This is a genomic window from Flavobacterium sp. KY-23415 (assembly GCF_055384985.1).
In genome coordinates this window covers 1,630,574-1,654,926 of the sequence record NZ_AP044001.1, presented here as the reverse complement: position 1 = coordinate 1,654,926, position 24,353 = coordinate 1,630,574, and the positions used below count along the sequence as shown (strand labels likewise).

24 protein-coding genes and 1 pseudogene are annotated in these 24,353 nt (G+C 30.6%); 8 read left to right on the top strand and 17 right to left on the bottom strand.

Annotated features, from left to right (window positions below; translation table 11 throughout):
* Nucleotides 1-78: 78 nt before the first annotated feature.
* From atpG to ACZ49Z_RS07320, 14 genes are all read right to left on the bottom strand, one after another.
* Nucleotides 79-936, bottom strand: coding sequence for an ATP synthase F1 subunit gamma (gene atpG, locus ACZ49Z_RS07385; protein ID WP_464307541.1), 858 nt, complete (start codon nucleotides 934-936; stop codon nucleotides 79-81).
* An 87-nt stretch (nucleotides 937-1,023) separates the two neighbouring features.
* Nucleotides 1,024-2,598, bottom strand: a complete 1,575-nt coding sequence (gene atpA, locus ACZ49Z_RS07380; protein ID WP_464307540.1) for a F0F1 ATP synthase subunit alpha — start codon at nucleotides 2,596-2,598, stop codon at nucleotides 1,024-1,026.
* Nucleotides 2,599-2,641: 43 nt separating this feature from the next.
* Nucleotides 2,642-3,175, bottom strand: coding sequence for an ATP synthase F1 subunit delta (gene atpH / locus ACZ49Z_RS07375; RefSeq protein WP_464307539.1), 534 nt, complete (start codon nucleotides 3,173-3,175; stop codon nucleotides 2,642-2,644).
* 2 nt (nucleotides 3,176-3,177) lie between these two features.
* Nucleotides 3,178-3,678, bottom strand: coding sequence for a F0F1 ATP synthase subunit B (locus tag ACZ49Z_RS07370; protein ID WP_464307538.1), 501 nt, complete (start codon nucleotides 3,676-3,678; stop codon nucleotides 3,178-3,180).
* An 89-nt stretch (nucleotides 3,679-3,767) separates the two neighbouring features.
* Nucleotides 3,768-3,965 (bottom strand): ATP synthase F0 subunit C, encoded by a 198-nt coding sequence (locus tag ACZ49Z_RS07365; protein WP_464307537.1) that lies wholly within the window; start codon nucleotides 3,963-3,965, stop codon nucleotides 3,768-3,770.
* Nucleotides 3,966-4,018: 53 nt separating this feature from the next.
* Nucleotides 4,019-5,176: a F0F1 ATP synthase subunit A gene (gene atpB / locus ACZ49Z_RS07360; RefSeq protein WP_464308052.1), complete on the bottom strand. Its 1,158-nt coding sequence runs from the start codon at nucleotides 5,174-5,176 to the stop codon at nucleotides 4,019-4,021.
* A 111-nt stretch (nucleotides 5,177-5,287) separates the two neighbouring features.
* On the bottom strand, nucleotides 5,288-5,521 hold the full coding sequence (locus ACZ49Z_RS07355; protein WP_464307536.1) for a hypothetical protein: 234 nt from the start codon (nucleotides 5,519-5,521) through the stop codon (nucleotides 5,288-5,290).
* Nucleotides 5,522-5,679: 158 nt separating this feature from the next.
* Nucleotides 5,680-5,892, bottom strand: coding sequence for an AtpZ/AtpI family protein (locus ACZ49Z_RS07350; protein WP_464307535.1), 213 nt, complete (start codon nucleotides 5,890-5,892; stop codon nucleotides 5,680-5,682).
* A 79-nt stretch (nucleotides 5,893-5,971) separates the two neighbouring features.
* Complete coding sequence (locus tag ACZ49Z_RS07345) at nucleotides 5,972-8,815, bottom strand: TonB-dependent receptor (protein WP_464307534.1); 2,844 nt, start codon at nucleotides 8,813-8,815, stop codon at nucleotides 5,972-5,974.
* A 350-nt stretch (nucleotides 8,816-9,165) separates the two neighbouring features.
* On the bottom strand, nucleotides 9,166-9,546 hold the full coding sequence (locus ACZ49Z_RS07340; protein WP_464307533.1) for a bactofilin family protein: 381 nt from the start codon (nucleotides 9,544-9,546) through the stop codon (nucleotides 9,166-9,168).
* Between the two features lie 30 nt (nucleotides 9,547-9,576).
* Nucleotides 9,577-12,186, bottom strand: a complete 2,610-nt coding sequence (gene porW / locus ACZ49Z_RS07335; RefSeq protein WP_464307532.1) for a type IX secretion system periplasmic lipoprotein PorW/SprE — start codon at nucleotides 12,184-12,186, stop codon at nucleotides 9,577-9,579.
* A gap of 105 nt (nucleotides 12,187-12,291) precedes the next feature.
* Nucleotides 12,292-12,957, bottom strand: a complete 666-nt coding sequence (locus tag ACZ49Z_RS07330) for an aspartate kinase (protein ID WP_464307531.1) — start codon at nucleotides 12,955-12,957, stop codon at nucleotides 12,292-12,294.
* 53 nt (nucleotides 12,958-13,010) lie between these two features.
* Nucleotides 13,011-13,370: a YraN family protein gene (locus tag ACZ49Z_RS07325; RefSeq protein WP_464307530.1), complete on the bottom strand. Its 360-nt coding sequence runs from the start codon at nucleotides 13,368-13,370 to the stop codon at nucleotides 13,011-13,013.
* A 10-nt stretch (nucleotides 13,371-13,380) separates the two neighbouring features.
* Nucleotides 13,381-14,340 (bottom strand): S66 peptidase family protein, encoded by a 960-nt coding sequence (locus ACZ49Z_RS07320; RefSeq protein ID WP_464307529.1) that lies wholly within the window; start codon nucleotides 14,338-14,340, stop codon nucleotides 13,381-13,383.
* A 123-nt stretch (nucleotides 14,341-14,463) separates the two neighbouring features.
* On the opposite strand from ACZ49Z_RS07320, the pseudogene metG reads away from it, so the two are divergent.
* Nucleotides 14,464-16,536 (top strand): annotated as a pseudogene (gene metG, locus ACZ49Z_RS07315) (methionine--tRNA ligase); the annotation flags it as partial.
* A gap of 43 nt (nucleotides 16,537-16,579) precedes the next feature.
* Here the strand turns inward: metG and ACZ49Z_RS07310 are convergent.
* Together ACZ49Z_RS07310 and ACZ49Z_RS07305 are read right to left on the bottom strand one after the other, a co-directional pair.
* Nucleotides 16,580-16,723 carry a hypothetical protein gene (locus tag ACZ49Z_RS07310; protein ID WP_464307528.1) on the bottom strand — a complete coding sequence of 48 codons (144 nt, stop codon included), beginning with the start codon at nucleotides 16,721-16,723 and terminating at the stop codon, nucleotides 16,580-16,582.
* Between the two features lie 11 nt (nucleotides 16,724-16,734).
* Nucleotides 16,735-17,205: a ThiF family adenylyltransferase gene (locus ACZ49Z_RS07305; protein ID WP_464307527.1), complete on the bottom strand. Its 471-nt coding sequence runs from the start codon at nucleotides 17,203-17,205 to the stop codon at nucleotides 16,735-16,737.
* A gap of 158 nt (nucleotides 17,206-17,363) precedes the next feature.
* Between ACZ49Z_RS07305 and ACZ49Z_RS07300 the strand changes: the two genes are divergently transcribed.
* The 3 genes from ACZ49Z_RS07300 (at nucleotide 17,364) to ACZ49Z_RS07290 (ending at nucleotide 20,463) form a co-directional block, all read left to right on the top strand.
* Entirely contained in the window at nucleotides 17,364-18,059 is a 696-nt protein-coding gene (locus ACZ49Z_RS07300; protein WP_464307526.1) for an HAD family hydrolase, read from the top strand.
* 88 nt (nucleotides 18,060-18,147) lie between these two features.
* Nucleotides 18,148-19,554 (top strand): hypothetical protein, encoded by a 1,407-nt coding sequence (locus ACZ49Z_RS07295; RefSeq protein ID WP_464307525.1) that lies wholly within the window; start codon nucleotides 18,148-18,150, stop codon nucleotides 19,552-19,554.
* Between the two features lie 9 nt (nucleotides 19,555-19,563).
* Nucleotides 19,564-20,463 carry a histone deacetylase family protein gene (locus tag ACZ49Z_RS07290; RefSeq protein ID WP_464307524.1) on the top strand — a complete coding sequence of 300 codons (900 nt, stop codon included), beginning with the start codon at nucleotides 19,564-19,566 and terminating at the stop codon, nucleotides 20,461-20,463.
* A 141-nt stretch (nucleotides 20,464-20,604) separates the two neighbouring features.
* On the opposite strand, the gene ACZ49Z_RS07285 is transcribed toward ACZ49Z_RS07290, so the two are convergent.
* The gene (locus ACZ49Z_RS07285) at nucleotides 20,605-20,928 is read right to left on the bottom strand and encodes a single-stranded DNA-binding protein (RefSeq protein WP_464307523.1); all 324 of its coding nucleotides are present in this window, start codon (nucleotides 20,926-20,928) and stop codon (nucleotides 20,605-20,607) included.
* A gap of 172 nt (nucleotides 20,929-21,100) precedes the next feature.
* Between ACZ49Z_RS07285 and ACZ49Z_RS07280 the strand changes: the two genes are divergently transcribed.
* From ACZ49Z_RS07280 to ACZ49Z_RS07265, 4 genes are all read left to right on the top strand, one after another.
* Complete coding sequence (locus ACZ49Z_RS07280; protein WP_464307522.1) at nucleotides 21,101-22,627, top strand: GNAT family N-acetyltransferase; 1,527 nt, start codon at nucleotides 21,101-21,103, stop codon at nucleotides 22,625-22,627.
* Nucleotides 22,628-22,715: 88 nt separating this feature from the next.
* Nucleotides 22,716-23,192, top strand: coding sequence for a DUF6265 family protein (locus ACZ49Z_RS07275; protein WP_464307521.1), 477 nt, complete (start codon nucleotides 22,716-22,718; stop codon nucleotides 23,190-23,192).
* Nucleotide 23,193: 1 nt separating this feature from the next.
* Nucleotides 23,194-23,736: a YfiT family bacillithiol transferase gene (locus tag ACZ49Z_RS07270; RefSeq protein ID WP_464307520.1), complete on the top strand. Its 543-nt coding sequence runs from the start codon at nucleotides 23,194-23,196 to the stop codon at nucleotides 23,734-23,736.
* Nucleotides 23,733-24,290: a GNAT family N-acetyltransferase gene (locus tag ACZ49Z_RS07265; RefSeq protein WP_464307519.1), complete on the top strand. Its 558-nt coding sequence runs from the start codon at nucleotides 23,733-23,735 to the stop codon at nucleotides 24,288-24,290. The genes ACZ49Z_RS07270 and ACZ49Z_RS07265 overlap by 4 nt, the downstream gene beginning before the upstream one ends.
* The last annotated feature ends 63 nt before the right edge of the window (nucleotides 24,291-24,353 follow it).

Here is a 24,353-nt window from a genome sequence, read left to right as displayed (position 1 = left end):
AACGAATTAAAGTATAAAAAAAACTCTTACTATCTAATAAGATAATAAGAGCTTAATTAAATATTCTTAAAATTATGATTAACTATTCAAAGCCTCTGCACCACCAACAATTTCAAGTATTTCTCCAGTAATTGCAGCCTGTCTCGCTTTATTATATGTTAATTTTAATTGATTTCTTAATGCGGTTGCATTATCAGTAGCTTTATGCATTGCCGTCATACGTGCTCCATGCTCTGAAGCAAAAGAATCACGGATAGCTTTATACAACTGAGTTTTAAGAGATTTCGGTATTAAAGTTGATACTATCTCTTCTTTTGATGGCTCAAAAAGGTAGTCAGACGCAATTACTTCTCCACCAGTTATTGGTTCTAAAGGTAAAAATTGTTCTGTTTTTACAATTTGAGTTGCTGCATTTTTGAAATGATTATATACAATTTCAATTTTATCATACTCTCCTTCAACAAATTTTTTCATCAATGTTTCAGCAATTTCAGATACGTTATCAAATGTTAAATCATCAAAGATTGTGCTCTTATTTTCAATAACAGTATTCGTTTTACGTAAAACATCATTTCCTTTTTTACCTATTGCAAAAACATCAACTGTTTTTCCAGCATAAAATTCTGTTCTGCTTTTAACACTTTTAATTACATTCGAATTAAAAGCACCACACAAACCTCTGTTAGAAGTTACAACAACAATCAAAACTTTATTAACTTCTCTTTGCTCAGCAAAAGCTCCTCCAGAATTTCCATCTAGAGTTGCACTTAAATTTTGCAATAATTCAGTTAATTTCTCTGCATAAGGGCGCATGGCAGTAATTGCGTCTTGTGCCTTTTTTAATTTTGCAGCAGAAACCATTTTCATTGCCGATGTTATTTGCATCGTAGATGAAATTGAACCAATTCTATTTCTAATTTCCTTTAAGTTTGCCATTTTTTTAAGTAATTAGCGGTTAGTAATTAGTGATTAGTTGCCCTTTTGGGTAAGTTACTATTCACTAATTACTCTTCACTCAATAAATTAATATTTTGATGAAATTTCTTTAGCTACCTTAGCCAATACGTCTGTGATATTATCATCAAACTTTCCAGCTTTTAAAGCATCTAAAGTATCTCTATGCTTAGCATTCAAGAAAGCTAAATAATCTTTTTCGAATTCTTTTACTTTTTCTACTGGTACATTTCTTAACAAGTTTTTAGAACCTGCATAAATAATTGCAACCTGATCTTCAACAGTAGATGGGTCATTTACCGCTTGCTTCAAGATTTCAACGTTACGCTTTCCTTTTTCGATAACACTTAATGTAACAGCATCTAAATCTGAACCAAATTTAGCAAAAGCCTCTAATTCACGATATTGAGCTTGATCAAGTTTTAAAGTACCCGCAACTTTCTTCATTGATTTAATCTGAGCATTACCTCCAACACGAGATACGGAAATACCTACGTTAATTGCTGGACGCACACCAGAGTTAAACAAATCTCCATCTAAGAAAATCTGACCATCAGTAATCGAAATTACATTTGTTGGAATATAAGCCGATACGTCACCCGCTTGTGTTTCAATAATTGGCAATGCAGTTAATGAACCTCCACCTTTAACGATAGATTTTAATGAATCTGGCAAATCGTTCATATTTCTAGCAATATCATCATTAGCAATAACTTTTGCAGCTCTTTCTAATAACCTTGAGTGAAGATAGAATACGTCTCCAGGATAAGCCTCACGTCCCGGTGGTCTTCTTAACAATAAAGACACCTCACGATATGCAACTGCTTGCTTTGACAAATCATCATAAATAATCAATGCAGGACGACCTGTATCACGGAAATATTCACCGATTGATGCACCAGCAAATGGAGCGTAAACTTGCATTGCAGCAGGATCAGATGCATTTGCAGCAACAATAACAGTATAAGCCATTGCTCCTCTTTCTTCTAATGTTTTTGCAATTGCAGCAACGGTAGATGCCTTTTGACCAACAGCAACATATATACAATATACTGGTTTACCAGCATCGTAGAATTCTTTTTGATTTAAGATCGTATCAATACAAACTGAAGTTTTTCCTGTTTGACGGTCACCAATCACCAACTCACGTTGTCCTCTTCCTACTGGAATCATAGCATCAACCGCCTTAATACCTGTTTGTAATGGTTCTGTTACTGGTTGACGGTAAATAACTCCAGGAGCTTTTCTTTCTAATGGCATTTCGTATAACTCACCACCAATAGGTCCTTTACCATCGATAGGGTTTCCTAATGTATCTACAACACGTCCAACAATTTGCTCTCCAACTTTTAAAGAAGCGATTCGTTGTGTTCTTTTCACAGTAGAACCTTCTCTAATACCAGTTGAAGGACCCAATAATACTACACCAACATTATCTTCTTCTAAGTTCAAAACGATTGCTTCTAATCCGTTTTCGAATTGTACTAATTCTCCATATTGAGCATTAGATAACCCATAAACACGAGCAATCCCATCTCCTACTTGAAGAACTGTTCCCACCTCTTCTAATGTAGCACCAGATTGAAAACCTGATAATTGTTTTTTTAATATTGCTGATATTTCAGCAGGTTTAATTTCAGCCATCTTAATTTATAATTTTAACACCAATTAAGTGCGATCTATATTATTAATTACTAAACTCTCTTTTTAATTGTTGCAATCTGTTCACTACAGACGCATTATATTGTTTGTCTCCCATTCTTATAATAAATCCTCCAATTATTGATGAATCCACTATATTATTAATGGTAACTTTATTATTTGAAAATTCTTTGATTTTCGCTAACACTTTTGATTCTAGATCTGAAGTTAAAGGCACTGCTGTTGTTACAACAACTGTTTCTAAACCATTAGCTTCATCAAATAATTTATTATATTCTGAAGCTATTGCTGGTAATATTTCAAACCTTTTATTTTCTAAAAGTAACTGAAATAATCCTTTCATTTCATTTTGAGCTGTAGCAAAAATTTCTGATAAAGCAGCAAATTTTGATGGTCCTGAGATTACAGGACTATTTAAAAATTCTTTTAACTCATCACTCTCTTTAACAGCTGCAAGCACCGCATTCATGTCGGTATTTACATTTGTTTCATTGTTGTTTGCTTTAGCCATATCCAGAATAGCTTTTGCATATCGTATAGCTGCTCTAGTCCCTGCCATAATTAATTTAATTTAGCATCTCCTAACATTTTCTCAACCAATTTTGTTTGAGCTTCTTTGTTAGAAAGTTCATCTCTTAATATTTTTTCTGCAATTTCTAATGAAAGTGAAGAAACTTGATTTTTCAATTCTGCCATAGCTGAATTTTTCTCGTTTTCAATGGCTGCTTTTGCTTGAGCAATCATTTTGTTTCCTTGCTCTGTTGCTTCTTCTTTAGCCTCTGCAATCATAGCCTCTTTCATTTCACGTGCTTCTTTAAGCATTGCATCTCTTTCTGCTCTCGCTTCAACTAGTAACTTTTCATTATCTGCTTTTAAATTTGCTAAATCTTTTTTAGCATTTTCTGCAGCCATCAAAGCATTAGAAATACCTTCTTCACGAGCTGACAAAGAAGCTATGATTGGCTTCCACGCAAATTTAGCTAATAATATAATTAAAATTACAAGTATAATAGCTTGCCAAAAAAACAAACCGTATGAAAAATCATTAATTAATTTATCCATTATATAAACTTTAAAATATGTTTCAAAAAAAATTGTTTAATAGAACAACACCTTCAGCCAACCGCTAAAGGTGTAGTTTTTCTCTTTAATTAGTTTTTCCCTAAGATTAAAGCACCGAATGCTAAACCTTCCAATAATGCACCGATGATAATCATCGCAGTTTGAATTTTACCAGCAGCTTCTGGTTGGCGAGCAATAGCGTCCATAGCTGAACCACCAATTTTACCTAAACCTAAACCAGCTCCGATTACGATTAAACCTGCACCTACTAAACCTGGAATTTCCATAATAATTGATATATATAATTAAACAAAATTTATTTTTCTCTTTTTTTTACATTTTAATGATGATCATCATCATGATGATGCTCTTGTACTGCCATACCGATAAACAAAGACGATAACATTGTGAAGATATAGGCTTGCAAAAATGCAACTAAAATTTCAATTACAGAAATAAACAATGTCAAAGCCAAAGAAACTGTTGTTGCTCCAACTGTTGTTAATTGTTCTTTCATTACAAAAACAATTGCAATTAATCCCATAACTACCGTGTGACCTGCTGTTATATTAGCAAACAAACGAATCATTAAAGAAAATGGTTTTGTGAACATACCTAAAACTTCTATTGGAGCCAAGATGATTTTCATTGGAACCGGAACTCCAGGCATCCAGAAAATATGTCCCCAATAGTCTTTGTTTGCACTAAACTGAGTAACAAGAAACGTAAATATTGCCAAACACATAGTTACTGCAATATTTCCGGTAACATTAATTCCTAAAGGCGTTAAACCAATAAGGTTTAATAACCATATTAAGAAAAACACAGTTAATAGATATGGCATGAATTTTTTATATTTTGCCTCACCAATATTAGGCCTTGCTATTTCATCTCTCACATAGATTACTAAAGGCTCTAAAACTCTATTAAACCCTTTTGGTAAATTATTATGACTTGTTTTATATGTTTTTGCCAAACCATAAAACAAGAAGAAGATAATTATAGCAGTTACAAACAAAGAAAAAACATTTTTTGTAATTGAAAAATTCAATGGCTTTTCGTTTGTTGGATGATGATGCTCATCGAATTTTAGCGTTCCTTCTGCATCTGTTTTATAAATTTTATTATGAAACAATTTGTAATGTTGACCATCAACTTCGGCAACTGTTTCTCCATGATGAAATTTAGATGCAGAAAACATTTTAAGCCCATTATCAATTAAGATAACTGGCAATGAAAAACCATAATGTTTTCCTTCTGCTTCATCTGAAAAGAAAATAAAATCATAAGAATCTTGTAAGTGATGCGCAATATGAGCATCTACTTTTTCTTTTTGCGACAAACCTTCATGGCCAGAATGATCTTCTCCATGAGATTCGTGAGCATGTTCAACAGCAACTGATGTGCTATCCGATGTCGTGTTAGCTGTACTAAAGAATGGTAGTATCGAAAATGCGATAGCTACAATTAAACTAAGTGGTTTTCTTGAAATCACCATATCGTTATAAAATATAATTTTTACGGTCGTTAAAATTTTTTGCAAAAGTACAATATTAATTAACACTGTCTTATTTTATACAAACTTTTTTTTGCGACCTGTTATTTTTTTTTAATTCCAATTATTTTTATTCAACAATTTTACTGTAAAAAACACATCTATAAACAAAAATTCAACAAAAAGAACAAAAAAACAAATTTTCTCTAATTCACCCAAAACATCTGACTGTTTTATTGATGCGATGAACACATAGGAAAAAATCATTTTTATCGTTAATGTTACCAAAAATGCATACCCTAAAATGTCTTTTTTTTCTTTGTTAATATAAACATGTACTAATAACATTAGCAAACTTGTAAAAAGGAAAAAAGCTATCATTTTAAACAATTGCACATTTTCCGCTTCTATTTTTACATTCCACCCGAAACCATATAGCATTCCAAGATTAACAAACAAAATTACCGCGCATAATAACAAAAACCTTATGTATATATTCTCTTTCACTATTTTTTATCTTTCTTATTAATAAAATTCACTTGTTGTATTACTTGATACATTGCAATAAACACCCCTAATAAAGTAATTATTTTAGCATAGTTAACCGTTTTATATTGTTCGTCAATATAAACCCCTAATCTATTCGCAATAAAAATAATAAATCCCATTTGAAATGGGATTGTTATGAGCGACAACCATTTATTTGGTTTGTTATTCATTTCCTTTTTTAGTTAGGCGTAAATATAAAAAAAAGGAGCTGCAAAAGCAACTCCTTTTCTAGACTATAATCTTAAATGATTAGAATTCGTATCTAACTGTAAAGTTCCACGTTCTTCCAAAACCGAAGAATGCATTATTACCACCAGCAATTCCTCTATATACATTTCCGTTATCTCTAAAAGTTGGATTGGTAGCATTATTAATATCGAATGTAGAAGGGTCTGCACTATCTACTTCATAACTTGAATTAGATTCTGAAATATATTTTCTATTGAAGAAATTATCAATATTTAAACGTAAATCAATAGCATCATTAACATTTACTTTAAATCTATAAGACGCATGCACATCTACTACTGTAAAGTCTGGTAATTCAATTGGATTTGTAAAGTATGTAGCTGATGCTCTATAAAATTCCGGATCATATCTTTCCAAAGAAGGAGAAGCATACATTTTATCGTTATATCTCGCTTTAGAACCAAAAATAAAGTTATTAAAAACCTCATAATTAAAACCTAACGATGCCATCAATTGTGGAGCTCCTCCAATTTTGTGATCTTTAATATATAATGTAGAAACAGGTGTAGTACTTCCAGGTAACAAATCATAAAATATAGCGTTAGAACTATATTTCCAATCTCCCATAGATAAAGCACCATCAAAAATTAATTTTCTAATTGGAGCAACAGTCATAGCCAACTCAACACCTCTGTTGATTCTATTGATTCCTGAAGTAGTACCAAAGTTACCTAATTCTGGAGAATAATATGGTGTCTCAGCATCTTTATGATCCGATGAATAGGCACTCAAGTTTAAACTAATATGTTTAGATCTAAATCCATAACCTACCTCAATAGATTTAAATTTTTCATTTTTAAAGTATGGATTAATATCATTATTCAAACCACTATATACAGTAACGAATACAGGAGGACGAGATACAAAACCTGCATTTGCCCAAATATTATGTTTGTTAGTAATATTATAGTTCACTCCAAATTTAGCATTATAACCATCGATTGGTAATTCAGATGTTTTATCTTGAGAACCATCAATTAGAGAATAATCTGTTCTTTGAATAAACTGTCTGTTAAAACCACCTTGTGCTAATAAATTTAAGTTCCAAATATCATATTCAATTTGCGCATAAGATCCTAAATAGGCAATATTCGCATCATAGTTATAATCTACTGGAGTTGCTCCTAAGTTTTTCTTAGTAAAATCAATATTCGCTTCAGGCAAAGCTGTGTTGTTAGTATTTAACGAATATCTAATACCCGGAACACCAGCACTTATCGCACCTGTATAATCAATAGAGTAGCCATCAGCACCAAACAAATCATTTACAATTCTTGTTTTATTATAAACTGTTTTACGAGCATCTAAACCATAGTTTAGCTTTAAATTTTTTGCCAATTCTGTACTTAAATTCAAAATACCTCCATAAAAAGTCTGGTTTGTAATTTCTGACAACAAACTTATCCCAGAATTATAAGTGTACCCTTGAAAATTCCCATTAGAATCATACACTGCTCCATTAAAAGGAGAATTTATATATTGTCCATTATAATTAGGATCTCTAAAATAGATACTATTAGGATCAGCAGTAAATGTATTAGAATTATATTGATTTATAAAATCTAATGCAATTTGTTCATTTCCGTCAATCCAATTCATTGCACTTCTTCCTAAAATTCCTCCAGAGAAATTAGTATTTCCACTAGTTCCTTTAGAAGTATATAATTTTGTAGATAACTGTGTTTTATCAGTAAAGTTTAAATCCCATTGAAAAATCCCTAATGGTTTGTGCCCAAAACTTACTTTCGTCGCATATTCTTTATTATTCAAATACCCCCAATCACGATTGTATTTATAATTTGGCTCATCTACTCCGTTTCCTCTTCTAATATAATCAGACAATCTAATATCTGATATTCTTTGGTTACGTGTTTCTGGTGCTCCAAAAACTTTAAATTGGAAATCGTTTTTCCCTTTTTTATATCCTAAAGCTAAATAATATGAATATGCTTCAAAATTTGTAGATTTTACATAACCATCTCCAGAAGTAGCACTTAACAAGATATTTGCAGAAAATCCGTTTTTCAACAATCCTGTTGCATAAGATCCTGCAAATTTTCTATAACTATCGTTACCTGTAGAATTATAAACAAATCCTCCTTTATCGTGGTTTGCATTTCTCAAGATCATATTCATTGTCCCTGCTACAGATGAGTTCACAAGCTTCGAAGCTCCTAATCCTCTTTGCAACTGAATGGATGTTGCAACATCATTAATAGATGTTATGTTTGCCCAGTCAACAATACCTGCTTCTAAATCATACACAGGAATACCATCAATCATAGGCGAAATATTATTTTGCTCAAAACCTCTAACATTAATTCTTGTATCTCCAAAACCACCACCTACTCTAGACGTATAAACACCTGGCATTTCGTTAGTTAATTCAATAAAGTCTTTGTTAGAAACTTTTTCACGCATTTCATAATTTCTCATTGTAGAAGACGATATTGGTGTCTTTCTATCTTTAATAACGTCAATACTAGAAGTAGTTACGACAACATCTCTTTCAACTACTAAATTTTCTTCTAAATAAATAGTACCTAAATCGACTGTTTCGTCTTGCGTTTTGTAGAATGGAATTTCCTTGGTTATGTAACCGTTCATAGAGATCTCAATTGTACCAAAAGCTTTAACAGAGCTAATTTTAAATGTTCCATCAAAATCCACAGCAGTTTTTTCTTCTAAATTACTACCTGGAGATACTACTCTTACAGTCGCACCGTAAAGACTAAGTCTTTCTTGATTATCCTTAACAATACCTTTAAATTTACTTTGTGCATTGGTTTGAAATACACATAAAATGGAAAAGACCATTAATAAGTAAAAAAAATTCTTCTTCATAAAATTGTACTTTGTATTAAAGTGCAAAGATTTTAGAAAAAAAATGTATTAAGCAAACTAAGCTACTCGATAAAGTGCACAATAACATCTTTTAACGGTAACTCGCGATTTTAGAATGTATTTTTTTTGTTAAAAAAATATTGAATTTTTACAAATTACAAGACTTAAAATGATAATAGTTAAATTTTAAATTACTTTTGATGTATTATTGTCAAAAATAACAGCAAATGACAAAATCACAGTAAATAGATTGATTCTAAATAATCAATTATCCTCGTAAAAAAGAATTCTATTAAAACAAGAAAAGCCTGTTAATTTGACAGGCTTTTCTTGTTTTAAATTTAAAATTATCATTTCTGATGTTTTTCTACTTCTCTAGACTTAGATTTCATAGCACAGCTAGCTTCAAAAAGAGCTCCTGGCTCTACAGATAGCTTTCCAATAACAACATCACCTTTTATATGTGCAGTAGATTTTATTGTTAATAATTCATCTACTTCTAGTTTTCCAATAAACTTCCCCTCAATATCTAAATTTTTACATTTGATATCTCCTTGCACTTCTCCAGTATTTCCTATTACTAATTTGCCAGGCGAATTATAATTACCGATAAGAACCCCATCTAATCTAAAATCATCTTTAGATTCTATATCTCCTTTGATTATAGTTCCTTGAACAATTCTGTTGGTTTTTCCAAGTGGGTTTTCTTTTTCTTTAGTTTTTTCAAACATGTCTCTAAGTATTTTTTTGGGGTTGTTGTTTTATTTTATTTTTTCATCAAATTTTTTCTTAATTTGAATTACTCTATAATCTTCTACTCCTATAATATAGGCTATGTCTTTTATTTTATAATCCTTATATTCTTGCAAGACACTTAATGTTGCTTTTGCAACTTCCTCTGTTATTAAACCATGAACAACTATAAAGTCTTGATTTAGATTGTAAATATCTGTAGATAAAAAAAGATCTTCATTGTTTCGAGCTTTTAAATATTTAGTGATTTTTTCAATCAATATTTTTGTTTCTTCTTTTTCTTCAACATTTTTTGGAAAAATTATTTTCCAAGATGTTGGGTCTGATATTCCAAAATCAACTAGTTCTAACTTTGGTATATCTGTCTGTAATAATTGTTCTGCTTGTTTACCTTCTTCTATATCTGGATAGGTTAATGCTATATAGTTTAAAGCTTTTTTATATTCTTCCACTCCTTCTAATCGTCCAACAAGGTTCGCTTTTAACATTTCAAATTTTGGCAAAATTTCTTCTCCAAAATATTGATCTACTCTTTCATTTACTTCAACAAACGCCTCTCTAAGTAAATTTTCATCGTATTTTTTATATAATTTATTATATATATTTTCTGGATTTGTTTCGTCTTCAAGTGTTATTGAAGGGTTTGCGATAATTTGTGCATAGCGACTTGTAGGGTATTCTGTTAAAATTTGATTTTTATATTGCGCTGCTTTTGATGCATCAATTATTTCATAAATTTTAAACAAATTATATTTTGCTGGCAATATTAATCTTTCTTCTGGATTATTATCCAAAAGCTTTTCCAATCTTGATGCTGCCAATTCATATTCTTTAAACTTCTCCTTGTATATAATCCCTAATTGATAATAGGCAAAATTTCTATCTTTATGAATACTATCCAGAACTTTCTTTTCTGTTGGCAATTTAGAAGTATAGAAATCTATTTCATATTCTGGTTTGAATACGGTTTCGTTCAATGAATCTTCATCTGCTGAATCTGTTTCTTGATTTTCTAATGTTTCAATTTTATTATCTGAAACAGCACTAGACAGTTTCCAGTTTTCTTTATGCGCTCTATTTCCCCACTTACTTTTAAATTCTTTTTTTCCAAACGCAACTGTAACTGGATTATAAAAATAAAATGTACTTTGCTCATCATTAGCAGAAGAATTAGGCATTCCTTTTGGTGAAAACACAGATAGATTTCCGTTTTGATTTCCTTTTGGCAAATTTGTTTGCGATAAGGTTGCATTGTTTGCCAATTTATTGGCTTCGCGTTCTGCTTGTTCTGCTTCTCTTTTAGCTTTTAATTCGTCTTCTTTTTTTATTTTATCAATGTGCTTTTGATAATATGCGTTTCGCTCCACATTGGACATTGCAACTACAGAAAGAATACTGTCATTTTCTCTAGCAATATCTTCATATTTAATTACATCATCTAGATTATCTCTTTTTTTCTTAATTTTTCTATACTCTTTTGTAGCATTATCTAGACGCAATAAAGTACTATCATAATATTTTCCAGCAATTTTGTATTCGGCATTTTTAAAATACATTTCCCCCAAATTTCTATAATTTGAAGCTATTAAGTATTTATCTTGCGAAATTGATTTGAGAGACTTATTATAGAATTTCTTTGCTGTACTGTCTATTTTTTGTTTGTCATAGAAAACTGCCATTTGATGATACAAAACATCTAGGAAAGGTCGGTTCTCTCTATCTTCAATTAATTTGTTGAATTTCTCTGTAAAAACTAAAGTATCTCCATTTTTATAATCAAACTGTAATGCTTGTTTTGCATGTGCTTGAATAACATATCTTCTTGGAGATTTTCTATTCATATCTATCACTTCTTGAAAAGAAGCAAAAGCACTATCATTATATTCAAATGATTCATATAATTGACCTAAAATAAATGAATATCTGGCTCTTTCTTCGTTGCTTCTTGTTTCTAATTTAGCTATTTTTATTGTTGCTATAGCACTATCATTAGCCCCAACATTCATATAGGCTTGCGTTAGCATTGCATTAGCATCTGCCAGATCTTGACCATCAATTTTCTTATCTTCTAAAAGTTTTTTTAAATTTTTAATTGCTGTTTCTTCATTATCTAAGCGAATATTTACTTTTTCTCGCCAAACTTTTGCATGATAAATTTTATCACTTTTAGGATATTTATATAGAATGTAATTGAGTGCTTCTAATGATGGAAGGAATCTGTTGTCAAAATACCTTGCTTTTGCCAAAAGCAAATAGGCTTCATCCATTTGTGGATTTCTTTCAGAACCATCAATATTCATGGAATGCTTTTGAATTGCTTTTACCGCTTTTTCTTCTGCTCTTTCAAAATTTGGATTTTTTGCTTGCCCTGGAAGTATTTCCTCTTCTTTATCTGCAATTCTTTCAACTGGTAATATTTCCCAAAAATTATCTTTATAAGTTTGAATCAAGTCGACCTTGCCCGCTTCGAGTGCAATATTTCCATTGTACAAAACATTATATTCTGTTGTTACGGCATGAAAATTTCGATTGACGAACTTATCCTTCTTGACAGAACATGCTATCAAAAAAAAGAATAAGCCAAGAGTGCATGAATAATTTACTATGTTGTTTTTCAAGATAAAAAGCTTTATTTCTTTAACTTCAATTTTCTATTTTTAGTATAATAGATTGGTAAAAATACACTTCTTTTTTTGATGTAAAAAAAAACAAGACCTTTTTTACTAGTCTTGTATCGTTTTCAAATCTTTAATTACTTTAAATGCAATATCTATCTGGCTATCGCTAACAATAATGGTAAACTCGTTTGTTGTTGAAATAACTTCATGAATAATGATACCTTCCCAAGCTAATCTTTGAAAAATATAATAATAAACACCAGGGACAGAAATATTTTCTTGAGGTAATTTGACAGTAATTGAAGATAAATTCTCTATTTTATGAGTAATTTTCTCCATCTTTAACAAATCGGCAACTAAATAGGACATTGAAGTACTAATAATAATATTTGATTCATTTACACCTCTAGATGAAGTATAAAAAACATCTGCCTCTTTATTTATTTCAGATAGTAATCTAGCTTGATTATCTAATAGGGTTTCTGAGATTACAAAAGCGTAGTCTGTTAAAGAAGAACGCACAGTAATTTCTCCTGTATTTTTTAATACCCTAGATATTTTATGATTAATTTTAAAATCTAATTCTTCAGAAAGCCTTTTCAAAGACATTACTACTGCTCCTTGCTTAATATCTTTTCCTAATTCTTTCTCTAAATAAGGCATCATTACTCTTGCTAAAGAAGTTAAATTTATTATTCCTTGCGATAAGGAATTTAATAGAAATGGTTTCGATTTAATGTACTGTTCAACAACAGAAGAAATAGTTTTCATTGTGTATCTTTTTTACAAATGTAGTAAAAAAACACAAAATGTTATATTTATAACTAAAAATAATAAAAAGCTTCTTCTATGTGTTCTATGTTAAATTTATTTTTTTCATTGTGAATCGCAATAATATCAAAACGAACATCAACATCTAGGTCTTTAGAAATAACATATTCATTTACAGCTTTTAGTAATAACTGAATTTTTTTAGGTTTAACAAAATCCTGAGGCAAACCAAAATCTAAACTTGAACGTGTTTTTACCTCTACGACCGCTAAAACATTAGCTTTTTGTGCTATAATATCGATTTCTGCTTTATCAAAAACCCAATTTGTCTCTAAAATATCATATCCTTTCTCTTGAAGAAAAGCGACTGCTTTCTCTTCACCAATTCTTCCTAAATCATTGTGTTCTGCCATTTTTGAATTATTAGTTTTTAAAAACTAATTTGGTTTCATTTTCGTTAACTTCAAATTCGACTTGACTTCCTAAAATTAAAGTGCGATTGTCTTTTTGATGACCTGCACAAAAATCGAAAGCTATTGGTATGTTGTAATCTTTAGCAATTGCTGATATAATTTGCACTGCATTTTGTCCAAAAGGTATTTCGTTATCATGCATATCTGATAAACTCCCAACAATGATTCCTTTTACATTTTCGAAATAGCCATTTCTTTTAATATTATACATCATTCTATCCAAGTGATATAAATATTCGTCCAAATCTTCAATAAAAAGAATTTTATTTTTTGTATCTATAGCTGATTTTGAGCCTAAAAGACTGTACAAAATAGAAATGTTACCTCCAACTAATTCGCCCTTTGTTTTACCTTTTAAATTATAATCTTTAGAAGGAATTACATAGTCTAATTTTTCACCAAAAATTGCTTTTCTAAAAGTTTCTTTAACCAACTCTGGGGCTTTTGGTACAGTAAAGGGCATTATAGAGTGCAAAGAAGCCACTCTCAGAGTATTTAAATGACTATGCAAAACAGTAACGTCACTAAAACCCATGATCCATTTTGGATTTTCTACAAATTTTGCAAAATCTAATAAATCAATAATTCGAACAGTACCATATCCTCCTCGGGCACACCAAATTGCTTTAACATTTTCATCGTCCATCTGTTCTTGCAAATCAGCCGCACGTTCTGCATCGGTTCCTCCTAATTGACAACTATCCAAACCAATAGTTCTTCCTATCTTCGTTTTTAATCCCCAAGATTCTAACAATTCAATCGCTGGTTTAGCCTCTTCAGGCATAAATTTTCGAGCTGTACATACAATAGCAATAGTATCGCCTTTTTTTAGAAATGGTGGAATTTTCATTTTAGTTTGAGCGTAATTTGTATTTGAAATTAAAAAAAGTAAAATTAATAATCTTATCATTTAGCAGAAGTTAAATTAATACTTTCTTTCAAAAATAAACAAATTCGTTTTAAAATTCGCTTATTCACAATCAATGATTTATTTTTGCATCAATTCTGAAGAAATTTCAGCAACTCAAATTTTTATAAAAACATGTTAGAGAATCCAAAAAGATACACAATTACCGCTGCTTTACCTTATACTAATGGTCCAATTCATATTGGACATTTAGCAGGTGTTTACGTTCCAAGTGATATTTATGCAAGATATTTACGTTTGCAAGGAAAAGACGTTGCTTTTATGTGTGGAAGTGATGAACATGGAGTTGCAATTTCGATGAAGGCTAAAAAAGAAGGGATTACACCACAAGAAGTTATTGATAAATATGACGGAATTATTCGTCAGTCTTTTAAAGATTTTGGCATTTCATTTGATAATTACTCAAGAACTTCTGCAAAAATCCATCATGATACTGCTCAAGAGTTTTTTAGAAAATTATATGAAAATGGTAAATTTATAGAACAAACTACAGAACAATTATATGACGCCAAAGCAGATCAATTTTTAGCCGATCGTTTTGTGACAGGTACTTGTCCCAAATGTGGAAATGAAGAAGCTTATGGTGATCAATGCGAAAAATGTGGTTCATCATTGAATGCCACTGATTTAATTAATCCAAAATCGACCATAACTGGAGAAACTCCTGTTTTAAAAGAAACAAAACATTGGTTTTTACCATTAAATGAATATGATGCCTTTTTACGTGAATGGGTTTTAGAGGGACATAAAAATGACTGGAAATCTAATGTTTACGGTCAGGTAAAATCATGGGTTGATGCTGGTTTAGAGCCAAGAGCTGTAACTCGTGATTTAGATTGGGGGATTGATGTTCCTGTTGAAGGTGCTGAAGGTAAAAAACTATATGTATGGTTTGATGCTCCAATTGGCTATATCTCTGCTACTAAAGAATGGGCTGCAAAACAAGGAAAAGATTGGGAACCGTATTGGAAAGATCAAGACACTAAATTAGTTCACTTTATTGGGAAAGATAATATTGTTTTTCATTGTATCATTTTCCCTGCGATGTTAAAAGCGGAAGGAAGCTATATTTTGCCAGATAATGTTCCTGCTAATGAATTTTTAAATTTAGAAGGTAATAAATTATCTACTTCTAAAAATTGGGCGGTTTGGTTGCACGAATATTTACAAGACTTTCCAGATAAACAAGATGCATTACGCTATACTTTAACTGCAAATGCTCCAGAAACAAAAGACAATGACTTTACTTGGAAAGATTTTCAAGCAAGAAATAATAATGAATTGGCGGCTATCTATGGTAACTTCATCAATCGTGTGGTGGTGCTTACCAATAAATACTATAATGGGATTGTTCCAACTCCTAACGAATTTACCGCAATTGATGAACAAACTTTGACTGAATTAAAAGCGTATCCAGCAGTTATTGCCTCTTCAATTGAGCGTTATCGTTTTAGAGAAGCTTTAGGAGAAGTTATGAATGTGGCTCGTTTAGGGAATAAATATTTAGCAGATGAAGAACCATGGAAAGTGGTTAAAGAGAATCCAGAGAGAGTGAAGACACAAATGTATGTTGCGCTACAAATTGCAACGGCTTTAAGTGTTTTATGTGAACCATTTTTACCATTTACTTCAACTAAATTAAAATCAATATTAAAACAAAATGATTCTAAAATAAACTGGAATGACATTTCTAAGAAAACAGATTTAATTCCTTCCGATCATCAAATTGGACAAGCAGAAATTTTATTTGCTCAAATAGATGATGCTGAAATTCAAAAACAAATGGATAAACTAGAAGCCACAAAAACTGCCAATAAGATAGAAAATACTAAAGCAGAACCACAAAAAGAGATTGCTACGTTTGACGACTTTACGAAATTAGATATTCGTGTAGGTACAATTCTTGAAGCTGAAAAAATGCCAAAAGCGAATAAACTTTTAGTTTTAAAAGTAGATACAGGAATTGATGTTAGAACTATAGTTTCAGGAATTGCTGAGCATTTTTCTCCAGAAGAAGTAGTTGGTAAAAGAGTAACCGTTTTAGTAAACTTAGCACCAAGAGCTTTGCGAGGTGTAGAAAGTGCAGGAATGATTTTAATGACCAATAATGCTGAAGGAAAACTAGTATTTGTTAATCCAGATACGGATGGAGTTATGAATGGTGCTTTGATTAGTTAAGTCAAGCTATTAAATAGTAGAACAAAAAATCCCCAAATGACTTTTAGTTATTTGGGGATTTTTTATACTCTTCAATAATTTCTTCTAACCATTTTTGTGGATTTCCCCAAAATCTCGAATAACTAGAAGCATATTCTACCATATTAACCTCATTAAATTTTTCATTAGCTTTCGCTAAAGTACTCAAGGATAAACTATCTAGAGTGTAATTACCGTTACTAAACCTCCCCATCCTAAATTGTAAGGATGTAAAACGGGTATATTTTTTTCTTGACAAACTTTGTCAAATACTAATGGAACATCCGAAGTGAAGTCTAAAGCATTAATTGCAATTTTATGCCCGCTAATATATTCTTCTACATTTTCTACCGTTAGAAAACAATTATAACATGTAATCTTTGCGTTTTTGTTAATTTGTTTCAATCTTTTGAAAAGTGCTTCTGCCTTATCTACATCTACATCTTCTTCTGTATAGTTCTGCCTGTTCAAATTGGTTAACTCTACTTGGTCCCCATCTATAATAGTTATGTTTTCGAATCCAAAACGTAATGCGCATTCTGCAATCACACTGCCAATTCCACTACCTCCAAGCAAAATAGAATAATCTTTTATTAACGCCTGTTCTTGCTTGGTTATGTAAATTCTATTCCTACTATATCGCTTTTCCATTCTATTAATTTTATTACAAAAATAACATATTGACTAACATACCATTTTACACAAAAGTGTAGTTTTCTTCAAATGAATAATTTACCTGCTATATTCTTTCTTTATCCTCTCAAAAATAGTAATTTTGAATGTCCACTATCTTAAAAAAAATATATATAATGACTTTTTCACCTAAAACTATAGCCTTTGATGCAGACGATACGCTTTGGCATAATGAACCTTATTTTGATGAAGCTCAAGAACGATTCTGTGAATTATTTCAAGATTATGCTTCTAGTCAAGAAATCTTACTAACTATTTTAAATCATCAGGTTAAAAATTTACCCTTATATGGTTTTGGTATAAAGGCATTTACTCTTTCTATGATTGAGGCAGCATTACAATTAACCAATCATAAAATTTCTGGTAATGGTATTGATAAGATTATTACAATTGGTAAAGATTTATTAGAAAAACCTGTAGAATTACTTCCAGATGTTATAGAAGTACTAGATATATTAAAAGGAAAATACAAACTAATTGTGGCTACAAAAGGAGACTTGAAAGATCAACACAGAAAACTTCATGATTCTGGTTTAGGTCATTATTTTCATCATATTGAAGTATTAAGCGATAAAACAGAATTAGACTATAAAAAAATGCTTGGTCGTTTAGATATTGAGGCAAAAGATTTTTTGATGATTGGAAACTCTCTAAAATCTGATGTCTTGCCTATTCTAAATATTGGTGGCTATGGCATACATGTGCCTTATCATACTACTTGGGAATATGAAAAAATTGATTTTAAAATTGAACACGAGAATTTTATTGCTTTAAAAAGTATTAAAGATATTATGAGCATTTTAAAAACTTAATCTTTTTTTGGTTATAGTTTTACAAAACATTTAACGCATATTAAACTCTTTTTCCTTTATATTTGATTACTAATTGATTCTTATTAAAATGAAAAAGAGTTTACTATTATTTTTTTATTTCCTTATTAATTTGCTTCATTGTCAAGTACGACTAACCGATGTGAATTTTGAATTCAAAAAGAATAACGAATACCATCAATTAATATCTACCGTCAATCCTATTACTTCAGAAATTTTCACTTTTGCATCAGACAAACAATCTGTTTTTGGTGCAAAATTTAATAGTTTCATCTTTTTTTCAGATAGTTTAACCATTAAAAAACCTAATGATTTTAACTATTTAATAGGTTGTGGCTTCGTAAACAACAATAATCCTGTTTCCTATTGGACAACAAAAAATTATGAACGTTTTTTAGGAATTGAATTTGATTTCAATAATAGAATAACGAAAACAATCGAATATAATTTAAATTTAAAAGAAGAACAAGTTTTTGCAGAATTCTCCGATAAAGGAGTTTTATATTTCTTGGTAGGAAATAAAGAATCTAAATCACTAGAATTAATAACATTAAACGGCAATTCGATTAAAAGAAATACTTTAGACTTTTCAAAATGTAACTTTGAAGACGAAAGACAAAATGAAACTACCTTTTTAAAACTAATTGAAAAATTTGGTTTATCAAAAATGGAAAAAAAAGGATTTAATTCTTTTGAAGTAGGAACAAGTAAATTGAAATACTATTTACACAACGACATGCTTATTTTTACTTTAGATCATGTTACTACTAAAACCCAATTATTAGAATTAAATTTATCTACTTTAGAATGTAATGAATCTGTTTTTTTACAAAATATTTCCGAAAAAAACATAAAACAATCCAACTCACTGTTAATTAACAATCATTTGTTTCAATTAAAATCTAGTAAAGATATATTCGAAATACAAATACAAGATTATATAAATAAAAACCTTATTAAGACTTATACAATTGATAAAATCAACCCTTCTCCTTTTAAAAACAGCACATTTTATAGTCAAACATCAAATAATGCTCCTCGAAAATTAAAAGACACTAAAAAATTTATTAATAGAATTTTCGATACATCTATTGGCGGTTTAATCTATAATTATAACGGGAATTATATTGCTAATTTTGGTGGCTCAAAAAACATTAGAAGCAATGGAGACTTACTTCTTGGCATTGGACTAGCAATGACTTCTGTAGCTGCTGGATATAACAACTTTGATTATGATACTTTTGGTGGTGATTATATTGTGCAAAACACAACTTTTGAAGTTGTGTTAAACTCTAACTTCGAGGAAACTAAAATTAATGACCCTTTATTTATTGATAAAATAAATCAATTTACAACCCAAACTAAAAATATCAAATACGAACATTATTTTCCGTTTGAAGACTATTACATTTTATGCTATTATGACAAAAAAAATAAAGAAATAGTCTTAGCAAAGTTTAAAGACGGATTTGAATAGTTAGTCTCTATGTTTTCAATTGCTTATCATCCAATATATAAACATCCTTTACCCGAAGGGCATCGCTTCCCTATGTTAAAATATGAATTGTTACCACAACAATTACTACATGAAGGAACTGCTTTAAAATCTGATTTTTTTGAACCCAAAAAATGTGCATTGGAACATGTTTTAGCTGTGCACAATCAAGAATATGTAAATCATCTATTAAATCTAACATTAAACCCCAGAGCTGCTCGAAAAATTGGTTTTCCTCTTTCCGCTGCATTAGTCGAGCGAGAATTAAGAATTGCGGAAGGAACAATTATAGGTGCTCAAAAAGCACTAACTACTAAAGTTGCATTTAATATTGCTGGAGGAACACATCATGCCTATTCTACTCATGGTGAAGCATTTTGTTTATTAAACGACCAAGCCATTGCAGCACAATTTCTTCTCAACAAAAAATTAGCTACTAAAATTCTAATTTTAGATTTAGATGTGCACCAAGGCAACGGAACAGCCGAAATTTTTCAAAACAATCCAAATGTATTCACCTTTTCCACACATGGGAAAACGAATTATCCTTTCAAAAAAGAAAAATCAGACTTAGATATTGCTTTTGAAAATAATACAACTGATGATGAATTTATATCAACAATACAAAGCATAATTCCAAAACTTATTAATGAACAAAAACCCGATTTTATCTTCTATTTATCTGGTGTTGATATTTTAGCAACCGATAAATTAGGCAATTTAGGGTGCACTTTAGAAGGTTGCAAAAAACGAGATGAGATTGTCTTTGAATTGTGTGCAAAATACCAAATTCCGATACAAGTTTCAATGGGTGGTGGTTATTCTCCAGACATTAAAACCATAATTGAAGCACATGCAAATACTTATAGAGTGGCAAAAAATATTTTTTAATAATGAAGCTATCCTAAAAGCCTGTAATCTTATCATTTCTACACAAGGAGAAACCACATAACACTGATTATAAGACTCCTCCTTGCGTCGGAGTGACAAAAAGTGTCGATTTTTTACTTTTAGGATAGCCTCTTTTCATAATTACTTCCCTAAAAGCAACACTTCATTTGCAACAATTTCTGTAATATAGCGTTTAACTCCATCTTTATCATCATAACTCCTAGTTGATAACCTTCCTTCAACACCTATTTCTTTACCTTTAGTAACATATTTTTCAATAATTTCTGCTGTTTTTCCCCAGGCTGTAACACGATGCCATTCTGTTTTTTCAACTTTATCTCCGTTGTCACGATAATATACTTCGTTTGTAGCTATAGATAAATTCGCTAATTTTTTTCCTAATTCTAATGTTTTAATTTCAGGTTCTTGACCTACGTGTCCAATTATTTGTACTCTATTTTTCATGGCTTGTAAAAATTTAAATGGTTTATATATTCTTTCATTTCGACAGTGCAAAGATTATTTAACTTTTAAAAATTATTCGGTAATTACCTACTTACTTTCGGTTGTAAATAATTGTAACCGTTTGTAAACGGATAATATTTTTACTATCTTTGGTTACAAACCAATAATTTATATGTCAAACGCAATTAAAAAAGTAGAATTAAGAAATCTACAGATTGAAGATTACAAAGAATTAAAAAAATCTATGATTGAAGCTTATCCAGAAATGGCAGGCTCCTACTGGAAAGAAGATCATATAAAAAAACTCCTAAATGTTTTCCCAGAAGGGCAACTCGTTATTGTTGCAGATGGTGTTGTTGTTGGCTCTGCTTTGTCCATTTTAGTTACAGAAGGCTTTGCTTTCAAAACAAAAACATATAAAGATATTACTGGTAACTATACATTTTCGACTCATAATGAATTTGGAGATGTATTATATGGTATTGATGTTTTTATAAATCCAAATTATAGAGGCTTACGTTTAGGAAGAAGACTTTATGACGCAAGAAAAGAACTGTGTGAACAATTAAATTTGCGTTCCATCATTTTTGCAGGAAGAATCCCTAACTACGGAAAATATGCAAATGAAATTACTCCGAAAGTTTATATCGATAAAGTAAAAAGAAAAGAAATATATGACCCTGTTTTATCTTTTCAATTGAGTAACGATTTTCACGAAGTTCGTGTATTAAAAAATTATTTAGCTGGCGATTCAGAATCTTTAGAATATGCAGTGCTTTTAGAATGGAACAATATCTATTATGAAGACACTAAAAAACTAATCAATGTAGATAAAAGTATTGTTCGTTTGGGACTCATTCAATGGCAAATGCGTTCCTTGTCTAATCTAGATGCACTTTATGAACAAGTAGAATTCTTTATTGATGCTGTTTCGGGTTATGAAAGTGATTTTGCATTATTCCCAGAATTATTCACAGCTCCTTTAATGGCAGATTACAACCACCTTTCTGAAGCTGAAGCCATAAAAGAATTAGCTAAATATACCGATCCTATTCGTAAAAAATTTCAAGAATATGCCATCGCCTACAATATTAATATTATTAGTGGTAGCATGCCCTATATAGAAGACGGACATGTTTACAATGTTGGGTTCCTATGCAGAAGAGATGGAACGTATGAAATGTATCGAAAAATTCACATTACGCCTAATGAAGTTTTCCATTGGGGCATGACTGGTGGAGATGTTATCCAGACATTCGATACTGACTGTGGAAAAATTGGAATTGTAATTTGTTATGATGTTGAATTCCCAGAATTATCGCGTTTAATGGCAGATGAGGGTATGAATATTTTATTTGTTCCTTTCCTTACCGATACTCAAAACGGGTACACCCGCGTGAAACATTGTGCACAAGCAAGAGCCATTGAAAATGAATGTTATGTTGCCATTGCTGGCTGTGTGGGTAATTTACCAAAAGTAAATAATATGGATATTCAGTATGCGCAGGCAGCTGTGTTTACACCTTCTGATTTTGCTTTCCCGAGTAACGGAATCAAAGCTGAAGCAACTCCAAACACAGAAATGACTTTAGTTGTTGATGTCGATATTAATTTATTGAAAGAACTACATGTTCACGGAAGTGTGAAAATCATGAAAGATAGAAGACACGATTTATATAGCTTAAAGAAATTAAAATAGTCCTTAATAAATAATTTATAATACAAACCCTTTACTAGATGTTTAACAACTTTTGCAAAGGGTTTTACTAAATAAAAAAACGAGCAAAATGAAACCATTATTTTTGATTCTTTGTTTTTCAACATTTTGTTTTGCACAAAACACCTTACATTATAATGATGAAAAAGGTTCAGAAAAGGCAACGCTCGAAGACATTAAATGGCTTGCTGGAAACTGGAGAGGAGAAGCATTTGGAGGACAATTTGAAGAAAATTGGAGTACACCTTCTGCTGGTTCAATGCTTTTCAACTTCAAATTAGTAGCTAATGGTAAAATCGTTTTCTATGAATTAGGTCATATTATAGAGAAAGACAAAACATTATTATATCAAATTAAACATTTTGATGAGGACTTAAAAGGATGGGAAGAAAAAGATAAATCTGAAGATTTTAGATTCATTAAAAAAGAGAAAAACAGAATGTATTTTGACCATTTCACGTTTGAAAAAGTATCCGATAATGAAGTGAATGTCTATGCTTATTTTGAAGATAGTAAAAAAGAAGTTGTGTTTAATTTTAAGAAATAATATGAATCTACAAAAACTAAAATTTCCAATTGGAGAATTTGAAACGCCAAGCAACATTTCTACAAAAGAATTAGAAAATTGGATAGCTACAATTACTAATTTCCCAAAAGAAGTAGAAACGATAACGACTAACTTAACTATTGAAGAATTAAATTGGATGTATCGCCCAAAGGGTTGGAACATCAAACAAGTAATACACCATTGTTCAGATAGTCACATCAATGCTTTTATGCGATTCAAATTGGCTCTCACAGAAGAGCATCCAACTATAAAGCCCTATGCAGAAGATGTCTGGGCAAATTTAGTTGATGGTTCAAACGATGATATTTCTCATTCTATGATGATTTTAAAAGCCATTCATCACAAGTGGTCTTTAATCTTAAATGCAATGACAAATGAAGATTGGGAAAGAACCTATTTTCATCCGGAATCTAAAAAATCCTTTCAATTAAAAGAAGTTGCGAGTTTATATGCATGGCATTGCAATCATCATTTGGCACATATTAAACAAGCTTTAGTCTATAAAAATCAGTTTGAAGAATGAATGAAATTAAATTAGTAACTGAAAGAACGAAATTAAGATTGATTCAGCATACGGATTTAGATTTTATTCATAATTTACATTCGTTAGCAGAAACAGACGAATACAATACCTTAGGAATTCCAGATGATATTGAAGAAACAAAAGCTATCATAACACCATGGATTAAAGAAAATCAACGAACTGAAATAGCAAATTACACTTTTATAATTGAACAACAAAGTGATAATAACAGTATTGGTTTGTTTGGAATAAAAATCGGAAATAAGAAATACAAAAGTGCAGAAATATGGTACAAAATTCATTCCAATTTTTGGAATAAAGGATATGCTACTGAAGTTTTAAATAGTATCATAACATTTTGCTTCAATGAATTAAAATTACACCGCATTCAAGCAGGTTGTGCTGTGGAAAATTTGGGTTCGATTAAAGTATTAGAAAAAGTTGGAATGATAAGAGAAGGACGTTGCCGACAAATTTTACCTTTAAAATCGGGTTGGTCGGATAATTTTGAATATGCTATTCTAGAAAGTGATTCTAGAAAGAATAAAAATTAAAACCCTTTGAAAAAGTAAATAATACCAAAATGGAATGATTAGATTGCTTCGTTCCTTACAATG